Origin of the sequence: Mycobacterium botniense (genome assembly GCF_010723305.1) — a bacterium.
GTDB classification, from domain to species: Bacteria; Actinomycetota; Actinomycetes; order Mycobacteriales; family Mycobacteriaceae; genus Mycobacterium; species Mycobacterium botniense.
On record NZ_BLKW01000002.1, the window covers coordinates 1,647,415 to 1,665,999 of the forward strand.

Annotated in this window: 17 protein-coding genes, 1 pseudogene and 1 riboswitch; of the genes and pseudogenes, 10 read left to right on the plus strand and 8 right to left on the minus strand. The window is 65.4% G+C overall.

What is annotated here, in order from left to right; all coding sequences use genetic code 11:
* Window positions 1-29: 29 nt before the first annotated feature.
* The 3 genes from nicT to mhuD form a co-directional block, all read right to left on the minus strand.
* Window positions 30-1,163: a Nickel transporter NicT gene (nicT, locus tag G6N08_RS07660; protein WP_246216638.1), complete on the minus strand. Its 1,134-nt coding sequence runs from the start codon at window positions 1,161-1,163 to the stop codon at window positions 30-32.
* A gap of 135 nt (window positions 1,164-1,298) precedes the next feature.
* Window positions 1,299-1,424: riboswitch (cobalamin riboswitch) on the minus strand.
* Between the two features lie 115 nt (window positions 1,425-1,539).
* A complete protein-coding gene (locus tag G6N08_RS07665) occupies window positions 1,540-2,868 on the minus strand; it encodes a serine hydrolase (protein ID WP_163755777.1) in 1,329 nt (442 codons plus the stop codon).
* 10 nt (window positions 2,869-2,878) lie between these two features.
* A complete protein-coding gene (mhuD, locus tag G6N08_RS07670; protein ID WP_163755779.1) occupies window positions 2,879-3,196 on the minus strand; it encodes a mycobilin-forming heme oxygenase MhuD in 318 nt (105 codons plus the stop codon).
* Window positions 3,197-3,282: 86 nt separating this feature from the next.
* Between mhuD and G6N08_RS07675 the strand changes: the two genes are divergently transcribed.
* Window positions 3,283-4,041, plus strand: a complete 759-nt coding sequence (locus G6N08_RS07675; RefSeq protein WP_163755782.1) for an alpha/beta fold hydrolase — start codon at window positions 3,283-3,285, stop codon at window positions 4,039-4,041.
* Here G6N08_RS07675 and G6N08_RS07680 read toward each other — a convergent pair.
* Window positions 4,038-4,940 carry an HhH-GPD family protein gene (locus G6N08_RS07680; protein ID WP_163755783.1) on the minus strand — a complete coding sequence of 301 codons (903 nt, stop codon included), beginning with the start codon at window positions 4,938-4,940 and terminating at the stop codon, window positions 4,038-4,040. The genes G6N08_RS07675 and G6N08_RS07680 overlap by 4 nt on opposite strands.
* Here G6N08_RS07680 and G6N08_RS07685 point away from each other — a divergent pair.
* Both G6N08_RS07685 and G6N08_RS07690 read left to right on the plus strand, forming a co-directional pair.
* On the plus strand, window positions 4,939-5,565 hold the full coding sequence (locus G6N08_RS07685; protein WP_163755785.1) for a carbonic anhydrase: 627 nt from the start codon (window positions 4,939-4,941) through the stop codon (window positions 5,563-5,565). The two genes, G6N08_RS07680 and G6N08_RS07685, sit on opposite strands and share 2 nt — an antisense overlap.
* Before the next feature lie 157 nt (window positions 5,566-5,722).
* A pseudogene (locus G6N08_RS07690) lies at window positions 5,723-6,514 on the plus strand (hypothetical protein); the annotation flags it as partial.
* 141 nt (window positions 6,515-6,655) lie between these two features.
* On the opposite strand, the gene disA reads toward G6N08_RS07690, so the two are convergent.
* From disA to G6N08_RS07705, 3 genes are read right to left on the minus strand one after another with little or no spacing between them, the layout of a single operon-like run.
* A complete protein-coding gene (gene disA, locus G6N08_RS07695; RefSeq protein ID WP_163756838.1) occupies window positions 6,656-7,741 on the minus strand; it encodes a DNA integrity scanning diadenylate cyclase DisA in 1,086 nt (361 codons plus the stop codon).
* A gap of 24 nt (window positions 7,742-7,765) precedes the next feature.
* The gene (gene radA, locus G6N08_RS07700; RefSeq protein ID WP_163755787.1) at window positions 7,766-9,187 is read right to left on the minus strand and encodes a DNA repair protein RadA; all 1,422 of its coding nucleotides are present in this window, start codon (window positions 9,185-9,187) and stop codon (window positions 7,766-7,768) included.
* Between the two features lie 35 nt (window positions 9,188-9,222).
* Entirely contained in the window at window positions 9,223-9,804 is a 582-nt protein-coding gene (locus tag G6N08_RS07705) for a copper chaperone PCu(A)C domain-containing protein (protein WP_163755789.1), read from the minus strand.
* A gap of 289 nt (window positions 9,805-10,093) precedes the next feature.
* Between G6N08_RS07705 and carD the strand changes: the two genes are divergently transcribed.
* The 6 genes from carD to G6N08_RS07735 all read left to right on the plus strand — a co-directional run bounded on the left by carD (window position 10,094) and on the right by G6N08_RS07735 (window position 15,219).
* Entirely contained in the window at window positions 10,094-10,582 is a 489-nt protein-coding gene (carD, locus tag G6N08_RS07710; protein WP_045382876.1) for an RNA polymerase-binding transcription factor CarD, read from the plus strand.
* Between the two features lie 18 nt (window positions 10,583-10,600).
* Window positions 10,601-11,284 (plus strand): 2-C-methyl-D-erythritol 4-phosphate cytidylyltransferase, encoded by a 684-nt coding sequence (gene ispD / locus G6N08_RS07715; protein WP_163755791.1) that lies wholly within the window; start codon window positions 10,601-10,603, stop codon window positions 11,282-11,284.
* Complete coding sequence (gene ispF, locus G6N08_RS07720; protein WP_163755793.1) at window positions 11,281-11,796, plus strand: 2-C-methyl-D-erythritol 2,4-cyclodiphosphate synthase; 516 nt, start codon at window positions 11,281-11,283, stop codon at window positions 11,794-11,796. Before ispD ends, ispF begins: the two co-directional genes overlap by 4 nt.
* A 65-nt stretch (window positions 11,797-11,861) precedes the next feature.
* Window positions 11,862-13,271 (plus strand): cysteine--tRNA ligase, encoded by a 1,410-nt coding sequence (gene cysS, locus G6N08_RS07725; RefSeq protein ID WP_163755796.1) that lies wholly within the window; start codon window positions 11,862-11,864, stop codon window positions 13,269-13,271.
* Window positions 13,272-14,204, plus strand: coding sequence for a 23S rRNA (guanosine(2251)-2'-O)-methyltransferase RlmB (rlmB, locus tag G6N08_RS07730; RefSeq protein ID WP_163755798.1), 933 nt, complete (start codon window positions 13,272-13,274; stop codon window positions 14,202-14,204). It abuts the gene before it with no gap.
* 22 nt (window positions 14,205-14,226) lie between these two features.
* Complete coding sequence (locus G6N08_RS07735; RefSeq protein WP_163756840.1) at window positions 14,227-15,219, plus strand: glycerophosphodiester phosphodiesterase family protein; 993 nt, start codon at window positions 14,227-14,229, stop codon at window positions 15,217-15,219.
* Window positions 15,220-15,469: 250 nt separating this feature from the next.
* Here the strand turns inward: G6N08_RS07735 and kstR are convergent, their stop codons facing one another.
* Window positions 15,470-16,075: a cholesterol catabolism transcriptional regulator KstR gene (kstR, locus tag G6N08_RS07740; protein WP_163755801.1), complete on the minus strand. Its 606-nt coding sequence runs from the start codon at window positions 16,073-16,075 to the stop codon at window positions 15,470-15,472.
* 311 nt (window positions 16,076-16,386) lie between these two features.
* Between kstR and G6N08_RS07745 the strand changes: the two genes are divergently transcribed.
* The gene (locus G6N08_RS07745; protein ID WP_163755803.1) at window positions 16,387-18,495 is read left to right on the plus strand and encodes an acyl-CoA dehydrogenase family protein; all 2,109 of its coding nucleotides are present in this window, start codon (window positions 16,387-16,389) and stop codon (window positions 18,493-18,495) included.
* Window positions 18,496-18,585 lie beyond the last annotated feature (90 nt).

An 18,585-nucleotide genomic window follows, 5' to 3' on the forward strand; every position in this document is an offset into this window, starting at 1 on the left:
TAGTGACTGGCCACTGGCCGTCTAACCTCTCAGCCACAATCCGGGTCCGGCTGCCAGCGGGCTTCGATGTTGGCCAGCTTCCAGTAAGCGACCGCTCCCACCCAGGTAAGCACGAAGAGTCCAACAATCACCAAACCGGCTGTGTTGAGGTCGATGACGCTGATCCAGTTGACGATGGGGTTGGCCCAGTGGAAATCGTCGTGCAAGATCGAAACCAGTTCGATCGACCCGATCAGTAACGCGACTGCGATCGAAAGCCCTGTCACCGCAAGGTTGTAGTAGATCTTGCGGATTGGCTGCACAAAAGCCCAGTCGTAGGCCACCGTCATCAGGACACCGTCAGCCGTGTCCATCAGACTCATGCCGGCCGCAAATAGCAACGGCAGCACCAGCACCGCATACCAGGGCAGACCGGCGGCGGCCCCGGTGCCCGCCAGCGCCAGCACGGCGACCTCGGTCGCGGTGTCGAACCCCAGCCCGAACAGCACACCAACCGGATAGATTTGTGCTGGGCGCTTGATGCGATTCATCACTGGATGCAGCAGGCGTGCTAAAAACCCCCGGTCATTGAGGGCTGCTTCGAGTTCGGCGTCGCAGTAGCATCCGCGACGGAGTTTGACGAACGCCCGGGAAATTCCCCTCAACGTGACGATGTTCGTGGCTGCGATGAGGTAGAGAAACAGCCCGGAGGCCAAGGTTCCAGCGAACCCGAGTGCGTGCCGGGCCGGTGAATTGCGGTCAACGAGCGCATCCACCGCATGGGCGCCGGCCACGACGAGCACGGCCATGACCAGCACGATGGTGGAATGACCCATCGCAAACCAGAACCCGACAGACGTCGGTTTGCCACGGTGGCCCGATTCGGTTGCGCGTGACCCGGCTCCTTCTCGCACCGCCGGACCGGCCGCATTGTCGCTGTCCGTCATCAGTTTGCGAGTTGTGTTGTCGATAGCAGCGATATGGTCCGCGTCGAAAGCATGCCGCAGACCGAACAGGTAGGCCGACAGGCCCAGGCCGACCCCGAAAATCCCGGAACCGACCTGGTAGTGCCGCGGCACGATGATCCACAGCAAAGTGGCGAAACCCACGACGTGCATGGCGGCAATCACCCCCAGCAGCAGCGCGACACCGGCACGGTCGCGACAATCCCACGTCGAGGTCAACCGGGAGAATTCAGCCCAACGGCCAACGGGATACCGGGCGGCTCGGCGTGCAGCCGCACGACGATACCCAGGGGAAAAATTCGATGATGCCCGAGAAGGCATGAACCAACCGCCTTTCAGGGATTGCGCGTCCCCATCTGCGAGGTGTGCCGGGGAGGTCTGGCTTCCAGCGCCGAAACACTGGTCACAGTGGCGCGACCGCACCGGAATTGCACCGGTTTCCCCGCCGTCACACGATTGCCCCGGCAGACGCTATCTGCTGCGCGGCACCTTGTCGAGCATCCTATTCGGACAGCGCTGCGCCGGTGGTGTTACTAATCTGAGCGACGCGGCTCACCCGCCGTTTTCAACAGCCGGCGGCTTGGGGCGGGGTAAATTAGCGCTGCACCGCAATCAGCGCGAACACCTGCTTCGCAATCTGTAACATCCACGCGGTCACGGTCGGGCCGTGGTCTCGCAACCAGGTCAGCTGAAAGCTGACCACCCAAGGCTGGCCGGTCTTGTCCACCGCATACCAGCTGAACGTCAAATCACCGGGAAGACCGCCAGCTTTCGCGCCAACATACGGCCACGTATCGCGGTTCAGATCGACACCGGGTACGGAGGCCAGAATCTGCTTGACGGGCGCGGCTTCGCCGGACGACACCGTTTGCAGAGCAGCATGGACCCGGCAGATGTCCTCGGCGCTGCCGTACCACTCTGCACCGTAGCTAGACGCCGGGGTATGGGCACGGGCTGGATCAGGTTGGTAAGGACGAGAATTCGCTTGCTGTAACAACTGGGCACGCAATTGCGGGGGAGCGTGACTCCACTGGGCGCGAAGATCCGGCTCACCCCAACCCACTGAGAAGAGCTCGTACATCGTGGGAAATGGCATCATACTGGCCGGATCGTGGTGACCGGCGGCGACTAGAGCCTTCTCGACAGCATGGGTGCCCACCTTCTCGATCAGCAGGTCAGTCGCCATGTTGTCACTGGTGGCGATCATCCTTTCGGCAGCTGTGCGAATCGAAACATGTTCTCCTACCGGAAGGTCCACACCTGACGACCCGACAGCTTTGCTTTTGGCGGTGACCGTGAGCTGGTCATCCCAAGACACCGTGCCGTTTTTTATCGCGTCAGCCACGGCGTAGAGCACATACAACTTGAAAATCGATGCCAGCGGCAGTGACTGAGCTGTATTGGTCCCTGCCAGCCGTTCGCAACGACCATCGTGGACCTTGGCGACTTGGTAGGAATAACGGGCACCGGTTTTGGCCAGTGTGGAGTCGACGTCATGCCATGAGGTGATCGTGGGCGGGCTGGTGGTGACGTCGAACCCGTCAACGAGCCGATCCTCGCCGGTGTGGATCCTGATGTCCTGCCGGGCGCCGTAGGAGGTGATCAGATGCAGCGTCGCCGCGCCGGCGGTGATGTCGATACTGTCGATGGTGAAAGGGCGGTCCCACCACAGGGCTTCCATCGCTCGTTGAACCGATTCGACCATCGCGGGCGCGGCCAGGGTCCGCACCCCCACCTCGCCGATCGGCCAGTCGGAATTAAGCATGTCCATGGTCTGCTGGGCGCGCAGACCGGGCGGGGTCCTGGTGTCGATCCGCACCCCGGCGCCCGCCGCATTCGCCGGCGTCGAAGGGGGTGAAGCACAACCTGCGAGCAAAGTGGCGACCGATGCGACGACTGCCGAAGCCACCGCACCGGCCGGCATCGGCCCGCGGCTACGCCGACGCGCCGGTGCCGGCAACGTCCAACACAACCTCGAATTCCAGCAGCGACGCCCCAGTCGCTACCGGGTTTGCCCGATGCCCGGCGTGGGCTTCGATGGCCGGCCCCGTTGCCCACGCTTGGAAGGCCTCGTCGGACTCCCATTGTGTCACCACGAAGTACCGGTCTTCGCCCTTGACGGGTCGCAACAACTGAAAGCCGAGGAAGCCCGGCGCGTTCTCGACGGCGTGTGCGCGATGGGCGAACCGTTTTTCCAGTTCAGGCCCAGCGCCGGGGGGTACCTCGATTGCGTTGATCTTCACGACTGGCATGGCGCTAGGCTACCGTGCGCCAACGGCTGCCCGCCGATGCATACCGCGAAGCTGGTCAGGGGGAGCCCGTTGCGCAAGATAGAACCATGCCCGCCAATCTGCTGACCTGCCGCGGTGGACAAGGCGAGCCCCTGGTACTGGTCCATGGGCTGATGGGACGCGGCAGCACCTGGTCGCGGCAGCTGCCCTGGCTGACCCGGCTGGGCACGGTGTACACCTACGACGCACCGTGGCACCGGGGCCGTGATGTTCTTGGCCCCTACCCGATCAGCACCGAACGTTTCGTCGCTGACTTGGCCGACGCGGTGATTGCGCTGGGCATGCCTGCCCGGTTGGTCGGGCATTCGATGGGTGCCCTGCACTCGTGGTGCCTGGCCGCCGAACGTCCCGACTTGGTTTCGGCATTGGTGATTGAAGATATGGCGCCGGACTTCCGGGGCCGCACCACCGGCCCGTGGGAGCCGTGGTTACATGCTCTGCCGGTGGAATTTGATTCTGCGGAAGCTATATTCGCAGAATTCGGGCCGGTCGCCGGCCGGTATTTTCTGGAATCGTTCGACCGCAGCGCTTCGGGGTGGCGGCTGCACGGTCATGTCGAACGCTGGATCGAGATTGCCGCTGAATGGGGCACCCGCGACTACTGGGCACAATGGGAGGCTGTGCGCTCGCCGGCGCTGCTCATCGAGGCCGGCAACTCCGTCACGCCGCCGGGACAGATGCGTCAGATGAAGGAAACAGGTTACTGCGCAAGGTATTTATATGTTCCCGAGGCTGGTCACCTGATCCATGATGAGGCGCCGCAGATATACCGGCAGGCAGTGCAATCCTTCTTGACGTCGCTCTAACCCTCTTCGCCGGCCAGTGCGAACTGCCCGCGTGCGGTGCGGGTAATCAAGCCATCGGCCAGCAGCGATTCCAGCGCCCGCTCGCGCTGGTCAGTATCAGCGAGCCACGCCATGTCCAGCTCCGCCTTTGTCACAGGAGAATCCCTGGTGCGCAGCACATCCAGTAGCCGACCGCGGACCTGCCGGTCGGTTCCCGCGTACCCCTGTACCCGACGCGCTGCCCCGCGCGCGGGAGGATAACCGGCGCTGCGCCAGCTGCAGTTGCTCAGCGGGCACAAGTCGCACCGCGGTGCCCGGGCAGCGCACACCGTCGCTCCGAGTTCCATCAGGGCGGCCGAAAACGTCGGCGCTGATTCGCCATCGGGCAGTAACGCTATAACGTCGGCATGGTCGCGAGCCGCCGATGGTGCTGCGGCGTCGGCTCTCCCGTGCACCGCGCGGGCGATCACCCTGCGCACATTGGTGTCGACGACCGGCACCGGCTTGCGGTAGGCGAAACAGGCCACCGCCCGTGCGGTATAGCTGCCGACACCGGGCAGCGTCATCAGGGTTTCCACGTCGTCGGGAACCACATCAGCGTAGTCGCGCGCGATCACGATCGCGCACTGGTGCAGGCGCTTGGCCCGCATCGGGTAGCCCAGTTTTCCCCACGCGCGCAGCACATCGGCCAGAGTGGCCGCTGCCGTTGCCGACGCGGTGGGCCAGCGCCGCACCCATTCCCGCCACACCGGAACCACCCGGGCCACCGGGGTCTGCTGCAACATGAACTCGCTGACGAGAATCTGCCATGCGCTTACCCCGGGATCCCGCCACGGCAGGTCCCGTCGTGCACGGCCGTACCAGTCCAGCAGTTCCTGCGGTGAAATGGTCATCGACCGGTGCGGCAGAATATGCGCCATGCCCGATACCAATGCGGTGAGCGTGTGGAAAGCACTCCACGAGGGTAACGAGCGCTTCGTTGCCGGCAAGCCATTACATCCCCGTCAAAGCGTCGAACACCGGGCCACTCTGGCCGGCGGGCAGCACCCAGCAGTGGCGGTTTTGGGTTGCGCCGATAGCCGGGTGGCCGCTGAGATGATCTTCGACCAGGGCCTGGGTGACATGTTCGTGGTGCGCACGGCGGGGCATGTCATCGATTCAGCGGTGCTGGGCTCGGTGGAGTATGCGGTGTCGGTGCTGAATGTCCCGTTGATCGTTGTCCTCGGCCACCAAAGCTGCGGTGCCGTCATGGCCACATTGACTGCGCTCGAAGACGGTACTGTGCCATCTGGTTATGTGCGTGACGTGGTGGAGCGGGTAGCGCCGTCGATCCTGTTGGGCCGCCGCGACGGGCTGACTCGCGTTGATGAGTTCGAGACGCGACACGTCCATGAGACGGCGGCGCAGCTGATGGCGCGGTCGAACGTGATCGCCGAGCGGGTGGCGTCGGGCATTCTGGCGATTGTGGGGGTCACCTATCGCCTTTCCGACGGCCGGGCGGTGTTAAGTCATGTCATCGGCGATATCGGCGAAGGTCCCTACTGATCTAGCCGTCGCAGCCGGTCAACGGTAACGACCCGCCCCGAGCTCGACGCGTCGTGCGCCGGGCTTGGCTCGCACCACCGTCGGCGCGACCGATGACAGCCGCGACACGCCGGGAACGGTCGGACATGTCGGCGTGACCTGGGCTTACGGTGTGAACGTGCTGGATCTGGAACCGCATGGCCCGCTGCCGCCAGAAATCTACTGGCGGCGCAGGGGACTGGCGCTGGGCATCACGGTAGTTGTCATCGGAATCGTGGTCGCAGCGGTTGTCGCGCTGGTACACGGCAGTGCAGGTGCTAATACCAGTAATGCCGCCGCCAAGCCGGCCGCGTCGCCGGCTCCTCAGGGGGCGCCCCCGGCCCCCAAGCCGGAGGCTAAAACACCGGTAGTGCCGTCGGCGGGTCAAGGCTCGGCCTCCGCCGAAACGCCGACAGCTGCGGTGCAGCCGCCGCCGGTGCTCAAAGAGGGCGATGACTGTCCCGACTCGACGCTGGCTGTCAAGGGGTTAACCAACCAACCCCAATACGTCATCGGTGACCAGCCGAAATTCACGATGGTCGTCACCAACATCGGGCTGGTGGCGTGCAAACGCGATGTCGGAGCTGCCGTGCTCGCGGCCTACGTCTACTCGTTGGACAACAAGCGGTTGTGGTCCAATCTGGATTGCGCGCCATCGAATGAGACTCTGGTGAAGACGTTCGCGCCAGGTGAGCAGGTGACGACGGCGGTCACCTGGACTGGAATGGGATCGGCACCGGGCTGTCCGCTTCCGCGCCCGCAGATCGGCCCCGGCACCTACAACCTGGTTGTGCAACTGGGAAACCTGCGTTCGGCGCCGGTGCCGTTCATCCTGTCGGCACCGCCGCCGCCGGGATCCGCGCCGATGGGAGGAGCGCCGCCGGGCCCCGCGCCGGCAGGAGTCCCGCCGCAGGGCGCGCCGTCGCCAGGGGCGCCGGCGGGTGCACCAGCACCGCCAGGGGTGCCACCGATGGCGCCACCCCCTGGTGCGGTACCCCCGCCCATGGGTGGTTGATTACCCCTCCGGCGACTTCGCTTCGGCTAGCGAGGTGCGGAGAAGCCGGCGATCCGCTCAGGTGAGCGGATCAGCGATAGTCGACTCCGCTAACTGGGCGAGACCCTCTCTGATATGGCGTGCCCACACAGCACCGATTCCGTCCACCGCCTGCAGGTCAGTGGCACTGGCCGCCAACAGATTCTGCAGAGTGCCGAACGCCCGGACCAGTAGGTCGATATGGGCGAACTGCAGGCGCGGGATAGCGGTCAGTGCGCGGTAACCGCGCGGGCTGAGCGCTGAGTCTTGTGCGTCGGACGTCGACGGATAACCGAAAACCTTTGCTAGAGTAGTAAAGTCGAGGAGCTCGTTGTCCGACAGCGAATCCAGCTCAGCAAGAGTGGCGGCTACTTGCTCCTCGGATAGCGGCTCAGGGCTGGCGTGGTAGTCACGCACGATGAGTTGGCGGGCCGTGTCGTTGCCGCCCAGCAACTCCTCTAACTGAAGCCGCAGCTGGCGACCGTCGGTACCCAATTCGACGACGTCGTTGTCGATCACCAGACCGATCCGGCGGACCAGCTCGAGTCGCTGGACCACCGTCATCGCGTCGCGCAGGGTGACGAAATCCTCGATCTCAGCTCTCGACAGTTGCCGGCTGACCTCGTCGAGCCGGGTCTTATAGCGTTCCAGGGTGGCGATGGCCTGATTGGCCCGCGACAAGATGGTCGCCGAGTCGGTGAGCACATGGCGCTCCCCGCCCAGGTACACCGTGACGATATTCATGGAGTGGCTGACCGAGATCACCGGATACCCGGTCTGGATGGCGGCCCGCTCCGCCGAACGGTGGCGGGTTCCCGATTCGTCGGTGGGTATCGACGGATCGGGGACCAGTTGCACGTTGGCCCGCAGAATGCGGTTGCCGTCGGTGGACAGCACCACCGCTCCGTCCATCTTTGACAGCTCCCGCAGCCGTGTCGGCGCATACCGCACGTCGAGGGAGAAGCCGCCGTCACAGATCGCTTCCACACTTTCGTCGTAGCCGAGCACGATCAGCGCGCCGGTACGGCCCCGCAGGATGCGTTCCAAGCCGTCGCGGAGCGCGGTGCCGGGTGCCAGACGGGCGATAGCCTCGCGCAGTGTGGGTCGGGTCGTCACTCCGTTCATCGTGTTGGCCGCGTCCATCGCTCCTCATTGTGCCCCGGCGGCGAGCCGGCCAATCGATTGCGGCGCCGACGGGCTGCTGTGGTGTTCGGCGATGTCCAGCAGGTGCTGCAGGGCCGCGACGATCGTGGCTGCACGCAATATCCGCAAACCTGGCGGTGCTGTCCCGCATCCGGCGGGGATCAGCGCGGTGGTGAAGCCTCGCCGAACCGCTTCGGTGAGCCGCCGCTCCATCCCAGTGACGCGCCGCAAGTCGCCAGCCAGCCCGACCTCGCCGATCATCACCGCGCTGGTTGGCACCGCCAGGTTCGCGTAGGCCGAGGCCAGCGCGACTGCGACGGCAAGGTCTGAGGACGAATCGGTCAGTCGCATGCCGCCCACAGTGGACAGATAGACATCGCTGACAGCAATGCTCAGTCGTGCGTGCTTTTCCAGCACTGCGGTGATCATCGCGGCCCGGGCGTGGTCGATGCCGCTGACCGCGCGCCGCGGCGATCCACCCGATGGTGTCGCCAGCAAGGCCTGGACTTCGCCGACGAGCGGTCGTTTTCCGTCCAACGTCACCGTGATCGCGGTTCCCGGGACGGGTGCGACGCGCTGTTCCAGGAAAAGACCCGAGGGATCGGTGACACCATCAATCCCGCCGGCGTGTAGCCGAAAACAACCGACCTCATCAGATGCACCGAACCGGTTTTTGATCCCGCGAACCATCCGCAGCGGATTGTTGCGGTCACCCTCGAAATGCAGCACCACATCGACGAGGTGTTCCAGAGCGCGCGGCCCGGCGATGGCTCCGTCCTTGGTGACATGGCCGACGAGAATCAACGCCACACCCGCGGTCTTTGCGGCAGCGGTCAACGCGGTGGTCACCGCACGCACCTGCGTGACTCCACCGATGACTCCGTCGACGTCGATGCTGGAGATGGCTTGCACCGAGTCCACAATGACCAGCTCGGGCCGTATCGACGCGATATGGTCCACCACCGCGTGCAGGTCGGTTTCGGCGGCCAAGTAGACCTCGTCGTGGCTGCAGCCGGTCCGGTCGGCGCGCATCCTGATCTGGCCGGCGGATTCCTCGCCGGAGATATATAAGGCACGACGCCCGGCCCGCGCGCAGCTGTACGCGACTTTAAGCAGCAGCGTCGACTTGCCCACCCCGGGATCGCCGGCCAACAACGTCACCGAGCCGGGCACCACCCCGCCCCCGAGGACCCGGTCGAGTTCGTCCACACCGGTGGGGTAGTGCCGAGCCCGCTGGGGCTCGATGAAACTGATCGGAACGGCCTGTGACAGCGGGTTTCGGTGCCGCCGTGCCGTGGCGCCGACCGCGCGCACACCGGCCACTTGGTTGACGGTGCCCCAGGTGGCGCATCCCGGGCAGCGGCCCACCCACTTGGCAGTGACATGGTGGCATTCCGAACAGCGGTACTGAACACGCGGCTTGGTCACGCCACGACCGTATCCCCCGGGGGTGACAACCCGGGCTACGGTCTGACCAGCCCCGATAGTTGTTCATGCGGGGACGCTGTCGGCGCGGAGACAGGCACCATCACCTCAGCCCGCCCGGCCTTCTCGAAATCGAAGGTGAAGGGGTAGATGAGGCCATTGGCGATGGGCGTGGTGAGGAGCACGCTGGCCGCGACGGCATTCGTGGGCTGCCCGACAGTGTTCAGTGCTTTGACATTGTGGCCGTCAGGGGTGCCGACGAACAACGTTCCACCGGCCGGCAGCCGGGCATCGCCGGTCACCGTCACGGCGCCGATCGTGCTGCTGATGCCCACCAGCCGATCTGCCATATCGGGTGATTGGTTGACTGCCACCAGCACCAAGTCCACTAGCCGCCCTGGTCGCAGGAAATCAGCCGTCTGCACAGCCTGAATGCGGATATCGCGCAGCGCCACATTCCTGACGGTAACCGTGGCGCCGTTGACGGCCGGCTTTTGGGCCGCGGTCTGCGAGAGCTGGCCGGTACCGCAGCCGGTGAGCCCACCCATCAGGCTGACCGCTGTCAGCCCCAGGACCGCTGCGGAGACGCGGACCCGGAGGCGGATGTTGCAGCAGTTCACTTTATGCCTCCTGCTCGGCCTGATGACACGGCCGCGACGGTTTGCCGACCGCCGCGCTCACCGACTATGCACAGTAGTAGAAACGGTTTTGTGGACGGTAATCGGACGCCCCCACCCAGCACAACCACCTGGCGGGACGTCGGCGAAAGGCCCGCCGCAGATTCCGGAGCACGGATTCGGCTGTTTGTCAACCCCCTTTCTGCCCGTGTGGTGCCCCTGACCTGCACCGTTGTTCTACCCTCGTCGCGGCCCCGTGTTAGCATGAAGTAACGAAAGGGGCTCGAATCAGATGATTTTTAAGGTCGGAGACACCGTCGTCTACCCACACCACGGTGCTGCGTTGATCGAGGCGATCGAAACCCGGACCATCAAGGGGGAACAGAAGGAATACCTCGTCTTGAAGGTGGCGCAGGGAGACCTCACCGTTCGAGTGCCCGCCGAGAACGCCGAATACGTTGGTGTTCGTGATGTGGTTGGGCAGGAAGGCCTCGACAAGGTTTTCCAGGTCTTGCGTGCTCCGCATACCGAGGAGCCGACCAACTGGTCACGCCGCTACAAGGCCAACTTGGAGAAGCTCGCCTCCGGTGACGTCAACAAGGTGGCCGAGGTAGTGCGTGATCTGTGGCGGCGCGACCAGGAGCGGGGTTTGTCGGCCGGGGAGAAGCGCATGCTCGCCAAAGCCCGCCAGATTCTGGTGGGTGAGTTGGCGCTGGCCGAAAGCACCGACGACGCCAAGGCTGAGACTATCCTTGACGAGGTGCTCGCCGCTGCGTCCTGAGAACCCCTGAGGCTGGCGGTGGTCGGGCAAAGGGGCACGGTCGCAGCGGTAGTCCCGGCCGCAGGGTCAGGTGCGCGGTTAGCCGCCGGTGTTCCCAAGGCTTTCTTCCACCTCGATGGCTGCACGCTGGTGGAGCGGGCGGTTGCTGGCCTGCTGGAGTCCGGGGTTGTGCAGCGCGTTGTGGTGGCGGTGCCGCCGGACCGCACCGACCAGGCCAAACTCATCCTGGGGCACCAGGTCACCGTCGTGCCCGGCGGGGCCAACCGCAGCGAATCGGTGAACCGGGCGCTGGCGGACTTGTCAGAACCCGAAGGACCGGATTTCGTCCTGGTGCACGACGCCGCACGGGCGCTAGCGCCACCGAGTTTGGTAACCCGGGTGGTCGAGGCGTTGCGGGCCGGCCATGCCGCCGTTGTCCCGGCCCTGCCGGTGCCGGACACCATCAAAGCGGTCGACGCCAACGGGGTGGTGTTGGGCACGCCCGAGCGAGCCGGACTGCGCGCGGTGCAAACTCCGCAAGGTTTCGCGACCGGACTATTGTTGCGCGCCTATCAGCATGCCGGCTCTGCTGACGTCACCGATGATGCGTCGCTGGTCGAGCAGGTCGGCGCTCAGGTCCACGTCATCGACGGCGATCCGCTGGCGTTCAAGATCACCACACCGCTGGACCTGCTGCTGGCCCAAGCGATTCTGAGCCAGTGAAATCGCTGCCGCGTATCGGGCTGGGCACCGATGTGCATCCCATCGAGCGGGGACGGCCGTGCTGGTTGCTCGGCCTGCTTTTCCCGGATGCGGACGGCTGCGCCGGACACTCCGACGGTGATGTTGCCGTGCATGCGCTGTGCGATGCGGTGTTATCGGCTGCCGGGCTGGGCGATATCGGCGAGGTGTTTGGCGTCGCCGATCCCCGCTGGCGGGACGCCCGCGGGGCCGATATGCTGCGCCACGTCGCCGGCCTGATCGAGCGGCACGGCTACCGGGTTGGCAACGCCGCGGTGCAGGTAATCGGCAACCGGCCTCAAGTCGGCCCGCGCCGCCTGGAGGCCCAAGATGTGCTTTCGCGCTTGCTGGGTGCGCCAGTGTCGGTGTCGGCCACCACCACCGACGGGTTGGGGCTCACCGGCCGCGGCGAAGGCTTGGCCGCTATCGCTACGGCATTGCTCGTGGCCGTTGTCCGCCCTGGCGACGACGCATACCGCGATACGAGGTGGTGAGTACTCGGGCAGGCCAGTGTCCGGAGCCGCCGGGCACGCGGATTCAGCCGGTAAGCTGGCACGTCGTGACCAATCGCGCCCATTTGCGGCTCCACGATACGGCAACCGGTGCCGTGCGTGACTTCGTTCCGCTGCGGGCCGGCCACGTCTCGATCTACCTGTGCGGCGCCACCGTTCAAGGTCTGCCGCATATCGGACACGTCCGCAGCGCGGTGGCGTTTGACATCTTGCGCCGCTGGTTGATGGCGCGAGGTTATGACGTTGCGTTTATCCGCAACGTCACCGATATCGACGACAAAATTCTGAACAAGGCCGCCGCGGCAGGCCGACCATGGTGGGAATGGGCGGCCACCTACGAGCGCGAGTTCACCGCTGCCTACAACGCCCTGGGCGTGTTGCCGCCGTCGGCTGAGCCACGGGCCACTGGGCACATCACCCAGATGGTCGAGCTGATCGAGCGGTTGATCACCAGCGGTCACGCCTACACCGGCAACGGGGATGTGTATTTCGACGTGTTGAGCTACCCCGAGTACGGGCAGCTGTCCGGGCACAAAATCGACGATGTCCATCAGGGTGAGGGCGTCGCGGCCGGCAAACGTGACCAGCGGGATTTCACCTTGTGGAAGGGCGCCAAACCCGGCGAGCCGTCGTGGCCCACCCCCTGGGGCCGTGGACGTCCCGGCTGGCATTTGGAATGCTCGGCGATGGCCTGCACCTACCTCGGCCCAGAGTTCGACATCCATTGCGGTGGAATGGATTTAGTGTTCCCCCACCATGAGAACGAGATCGCCCAGAGCCGCGCTGCCGGTGACCGGTTCGCCCGGTACTGGTTGCACAACGGCTGGGTGACCATGGGCGGGGAAAAGATGAGCAAATCGCTGGGCAATGTGCTGTCCATACCTGCGCTTCTGCAGCGGGTGAGGCCCGCCGAATTGCGTTATTACCTTGGCAGCGCGCACTACCGCTCGATGCTGGAGTTCTCCGAGACCGCACTGCAGGACGCGGTCAGGGCATACATCGGCATCGAAGATTTTCTGCATCGCGTGCGCACTCGGGTCGGCGCTGTCGTGCCCGGCCAGTGGACACCACGATTCGCCGCAGCGCTCGATGACGACCTGGCTGTCCCAGTGGCACTGGCCGAAGTGCACCGCGCACGCGCGGAGGGCAACCGGGCGCTCGACGCCGGCGACCACGACGGCGCTCTCACCAACGCCGAGGCTATCCGCGCAATGATGGGCATCCTCGGTTGCGACCCGCTCGACGAAAGGTGGGAGTCCCGCGATCAGACGTCGGCTGTGCGGGCAGCGCTCGACGTGCTGGTGCAAGCTGAACTCCAGCGCCGGGAAAAGGCTCGCCAGCAACGTGATTGGACGCTGGCTGACGAGATTCGCGATCGGCTGAAAAAGGCCGGTATCGAGGTCACCGATACCGCAGATGGGCCGCAATGGTCGCTGTTAGACGGGGATTTCACGTAGATGGCGGGTAACTCGCGGCGCCGCGGCGCGGTGCGCAAACCGGGTACCAAAAAAGGTGCCACAGTCGGTTCGGGCGGTCAGCGCCGTCGTGGGCTCAAGGGCCGCGGGCCCACGCCCCCCGCGCATCTGCGCCCGTACCATCCGGCGGCCAAGCGCGCCGTTAAGCAGCAACCGCGACGACCGGCGAAGCGCGGCGCAGACACCGAGGTTGTGCTCGGCCGCAATCCGGTGCTGGAATGCTTGCGGGCCGGGGTTCCAGCGACGGCGTTGTATGTTGCGATGGGGACCGAAGCCGACGAGCGGCTCACCGAATCCGTCACCCGGGCGGCCGCGTCGGGCATCGCAATCCTTGAGGTACCGCGTGCCAATCTGGACCGGATCACCGGCAATGGCCTGCATCAGGGGATCGCACTGCAGGTGCCGCCGTATAACTATGCCCACCCCGACGATTTGCTTGCGGCAGCTCTCGATTCACCGCCGGCGCTACTCGTCGCGCTGGACAACATTTCCGATCCGCGCAACCTGGGGGCAATCGTGCGTTCGGTGGCGGCGTTCGCCGGCCACGGGGTGCTGATCCCGCAGCGACGTTCAGTCTCGGTGACAGCAGTCGCGTGGCGTGCCAGCGCCGGCGCTGCAGCACGGGTTCCAGTGGCGCGAGCCACCAATCTTAATCGCACACTGAGGAATTGGGCCGACCGCGGGTTGCGGGTGATCGGATTGGACGTCCGTGGAGAGACCATACTCGACGACCTCGCCGGAACGGACCCGCTAGTGGTGGTTGTCGGCTCTGAAGGCAAGGGGCTCTCACGGCTAGTGCGGGAGAATTGTGACGAGGTGGTTTCGGTTCCGATGTCCGGCCCGGCCGAATCGCTCAACGCCGCGGTTGCCGCCGGTGTGGTGCTCGCCGAAATCGCCCGTCAGCGCAGGCGTTAGAGTGCCGGCAGGCGTTCGTGCTCTGGTGGCAGTATTCGCGGCTATCGCGGCGCTGCAGGTTCCGGCAGCAGCACAACCCGCAACGTTCGACGTGGTCGCGCATCAAGGCGGCCAGGGTCAGGCAACCGGGGAATCGCTGCGAGCATTTGCCAAATCACTCGAACTCGGCGTCAGCACAATTGAATTCGACATCAATATCACGAAGGATCATCAGCCCGTGGTGTGGCACGACCAGGTGATCGGGTCAGACAAGTGCACCGACACCGCAGCTGCCTTTGCCGGTGATCCACTATATCCGTATGTCGGAAAACTCGTCCACGAGCTCACCTTGCAGCAGATCCGAACACTCGATTGCGGCAAACCGGTTCCCCAGTTCGCCCGGGCCGAAGTGGTGCAGGGAAACAAGATAGCGACCTTGCCGGAAGTCTTTGCGCTGACCGACTCGTATCGCGCCGATATCCGCTACGACATCGAAACCAAAGTCGACGCCGAGCACCCTGAGGACTCCGCGGATCCGCAGGAGTTTGCCGACGTGGTGTTAGCCGCGGTGCGGCTTGCGGGTAAGGACGATCGCGTTGAAATCGAGAGTTTTGACTGGCGAACACTGTCGTTGGTGCACCAGGCAAATCCTTCGATCCCGGTGGCGGCCTTATGGAACGAGAAGACCTGGGTGCCGGATTCACCGTGGCTGGCCGGGATCAACCCCAAGGTGGTGAGTGACCCCATCGTCGCTGCTGCACTGGTCGGCGCCAGCATCGTTTCGCCGGCCTACTCGGTGCCCTACGGCCAGACACCCAAGGATGCTGACGTGGGCCTGGTTGCGGATAAGCCGTTCGTCGACCATGCACATTCGCTGGGGTTCAGAGTCATTCCGTGGACGATCAACGACGCCGATGCCATGCGAGCCCAGATCAGTGCCGGTGCCGACGGCATCATCACTGATTACCCGGCTCTGCTGCGCCGCGTGTTATCCGAGTTCGGGATGCCGTTGCCGCATGGGTACCACATCGGTTAACAGCCGGCCGAGCGCGACACTTGAACCGCACCGGCTGTTTTCGGTGATTTTCGGCTCAGCTTTTACGGATCTTCCCGGACCGGCGGCAACTGCAGTGCGAGAGCATCCCGTGCCGCCAGCCCGCTCCGCACCGGCATGGAGAAGCCAGGCCATCGACAGGTGTTCTCACCGCGGCAGGTCGTGCGCCTGCTGGCGAGGTGCTCGAATAAGGTCCGGTCGGAAGGCGCTGCGAAGCCACCGCTCGCGGTGGTCAGGTCTTGGGGCTGTCCTGATCGCCGATCAAAAGCCGCACAGCCAGGTCCAGCCGCTTGCTGACGTCGGTCGCTGACGCCCGCCGAGTGAGCCAGGCGAGCAGGTTCGACAACCATACGTCGGAGATCACCCTGGCGATGTGATACTGGTCTTCGGTCGGCTCGCCGTCGGCCATCGCGCGCGCGAACATCGAATCGATGAGCTTTTCGACATGGTCAACCTCACCCGCCGCGGAGGCGTCGGCGAACACATACGCACGTGTCATCGCCTCGGTTAACAGCGGATTGCGCTGCATCGCGCGATTGAGCTTACTGACCATGAAGTTCAGCCGCTGATACGGTGTGCCGCCGGGCAAAGTGGAACGGTCGGTCTTGGCATCGATACGTTCGAACTCCCGGCCCAGCGCCGAGACCAGCAGGTGGACTTTGGACGGGAAGTATCGGTACAGCGTGCCGACCGCCACATCGGCCCGGTCGGCTACTGCGCGCATCTGAACTGCCTCGTAGCCGCCCTTCGACGCGATCGCCATCGTCGCATCCAAGATCCGCTTGCGACGTTCGCGCTGCGCCTCGGAACCCAGCTCGGACTCAGCCAGTACTGCCACGCTCATAACCTCGCGGGGCTGCGCATCTGGGATGCGGTCCACGTTTGCGTTCGCCGGCCCCGGTGTGTGACGGGACATGTGCGGGCAGCTCCTTCTTGTCGCGGTTCGCTCTCAAACGATACGCACCTCGAGCCTGAATTTCCCGCCGCTGTGACGCCGACACAGCGACGTGTACTGCTGTGATGGCGGTCGACTTGACGGTTGATCACTGGCACCATTAGAACACGTTCTAACGCCGAACGCGGGTGGTGCCGTGACCCGCGATAGCCGGTGGGCGCTGCCGCCCGTCGCCGATCACACGAGGAGCTCCAGTGTCAGCGACCATTATCGACGAACAAGCCGCGGTGCGGGAGCTGGTGCGCGATTGGGCGTCGACATCGGGGGCCACCGCCGCGATCCGCGACATCGAGCAGGGCAACGCCGACGCGTGGCGGCCTGTATTTGACGGTCTGGCCAATCTGGGACTGTTCGGTGTCGCCGTTGCGGAGGAAAGCGGTGGTGCGGGCGGCAGCGTCGAGGATCTGTGCGTCCTGGTCGAAGAGGCCGCCACGGCGTTGATTCCCGGGCCGGTCGCGACGACGGCGCTGGCCACACTGGTGGTCACGGATCCCGGCCTGCGGGGCGCGCTGGTGTCTGGTCAACGCTGTGCCGGGATGGCGCTTGAGGGCGATGTGCGCTTCGATGCCGCTTCCTGCCGGGCGTCGGGGAGCGTGCGCTGGGTGCTGGGCGCCACCGACGGCGGGGTGCTGCTGCTGCCGGCCGGCGGGCAGTGGCTGCTCGTCGACGCCGCCGACGACGGCGTAGTGGTCGAACCGGTGCGCGCTACCGACTTTTCGCGCCCGTTGGCGCGGGTGGTGCTCGCCTCGGCGCCGGCCGCTGTGCTGGACGCCCCGGAGCTGGAGGACCTGGCTGCTACCGTGTTGGCCGCCGAGGCGGCCGGGGTGACCCGGTGGGCGCTGGATACCGCGGTCGCCTACGCCAAAGTGCGTGAGCAATTCGGTAAGCCGATCGGCAGCTTCCAGGCGATCAAGCACATCTGCGCCGAGATGCTTTGCCGCGCCGAGCAAGCCGAGGTGGCTGCCGCTGACGCTGCGCGTGCCGCCGCGGATCCGGATCGGCGCCAGCTGTCGCTGGCCGCGGCGATCGCCGCGGCCAGCGGCATCGAGGCCGCCAAAGCCAACGTCAAGGATTGCATCCAGGTCCTCGGCGGCATCGGCATCACCTGGGAGCATGATGCGCATCTATACCTGCGCCGGGCCTACGGCATCGGGCAGTTCTTGGGCGGGGCCGCACGGTGGCTGCGCCGCGTGGCTGCGCTGACCCGTGCCGGTGTGCGCCGCCGTCTGGCCATTGATCTCGGCCGGGTGGCCGATTTGCGGCCTCAGATCAGCGCAGCTGTTGCCGAAATCGCCGCGCTGCCCGAAGAACAACGGCGGGTCGCCCTGGCCGACGCGGGATTGCTGGCACCGCATTGGCCGCCGCCGTACGGGCGTGGCGCCGGGCCGGCCGAGCAGTTGCTGATCGACCAGGAACTCGCGGCCGCGGGTGTGGTGCGGCCGGACCTGGTGATCGGGTGGTGGGCGGCGCCGACCATCCTCGAGCATGGCACGCCGGAGCAGATCGAGCGTTTTGTGCCGGCCACGATGCGCGGCGAAATCTTTTGGTGTCAACTGTTTTCCGAGCCGGAAGCCGGCTCGGATCTGGCGTCGCTGCGCACCAAGGCGGTGCGCGTCGGCGGCGGCTGGAAGCTGACCGGCCAGAAGGTGTGGACGTCGTCGGCGCACAAGGCGCAGTGGGGGGTGTGTCTGGCCCGTACCGATCCGGAAGCGCCAAAACACAAGGGCATCACGTATTTCCTCGTCGATATGAGCTCACCGGGCATCACGATCCGGCCGCTGCGGGAGATCACCGGCGAGGCGTTGTTCAACGAGGTCTTCTTAGACGAGGTGTTCGTCCCCGACGAGATGGTGGTCGGGGCGGTCAACGACGGGTGGCGGCTGGCGCGCACGACGCTGGCCAACGAGCGGGTCGCGATGGCTACCGGGACCGCATTGGACAACCCGATGGAAGAGCTGCTCGAGGCGGTGGCGAATCAGCAACTCGACAGCGCCCGGGAGGAGCGTCTAGCGGCGCTGATTGTGGCGGCCCAGACTGGGGCGCTGCTGGATCAGCGCATCGCCCAGCTGGCGGTTGGCGGGCGCGACCCGGGTGCGGAGTCAAGTGTGCGCAAACTGATCGGCGTCCGCTACCGGCAGGCGCTGGCCGAATACCGGATGGAGCTTTCCGAAGGTGCGGGCGTCGTCGAGGATGCGACGGTCTATGACTTCCTCAACACCCGCTGTCTGACGATCGCCGGAGGCACTGAGCAGATCCTGCTCACGCTGGCCGCCGAGCGACTGCTGGGGCTGCCGCGGGGATAGTCCGCGACACGAAACCGGGCCGTGGCCCGGGGAACCCGCGTTTTACGGCTTTTTCTGCGGTTTGCGCCGTGAGCCATGCCGGGGATAGCT

Coding starts and splice junctions, on each gene's coding strand:
- rlmB (WP_163755798.1), top strand. CDS start 13,272: ATGGCGGGTAACTCGCGGCGCCGCGGCGCGGTGCGCAAACCGGGTACC.
- carD (WP_045382876.1), top strand. CDS start 10,094: ATGATTTTTAAGGTCGGAGACACCGTCGTCTACCCACACCACGGTGCT.
- G6N08_RS07685 (WP_163755785.1), top strand. CDS start 4,939: ATGCCCGATACCAATGCGGTGAGCGTGTGGAAAGCACTCCACGAGGGT.
- G6N08_RS07680 (WP_163755783.1), bottom strand. CDS start 4,940: ATGGCGCATATTCTGCCGCACCGGTCGATGACCATTTCACCGCAGGAA.
- G6N08_RS07665 (WP_163755777.1), bottom strand. CDS start 2,868: ATGCCGGCCGGTGCGGTGGCTTCGGCAGTCGTCGCATCGGTCGCCACT.
- mhuD (WP_163755779.1), bottom strand. CDS start 3,196: ATGCCAGTCGTGAAGATCAACGCAATCGAGGTACCCCCCGGCGCTGGG.
- disA (WP_163756838.1), bottom strand. CDS start 7,741: ATGAACGGAGTGACGACCCGACCCACACTGCGCGAGGCTATCGCCCGT.
- G6N08_RS07675 (WP_163755782.1), top strand. CDS start 3,283: ATGCCCGCCAATCTGCTGACCTGCCGCGGTGGACAAGGCGAGCCCCTG.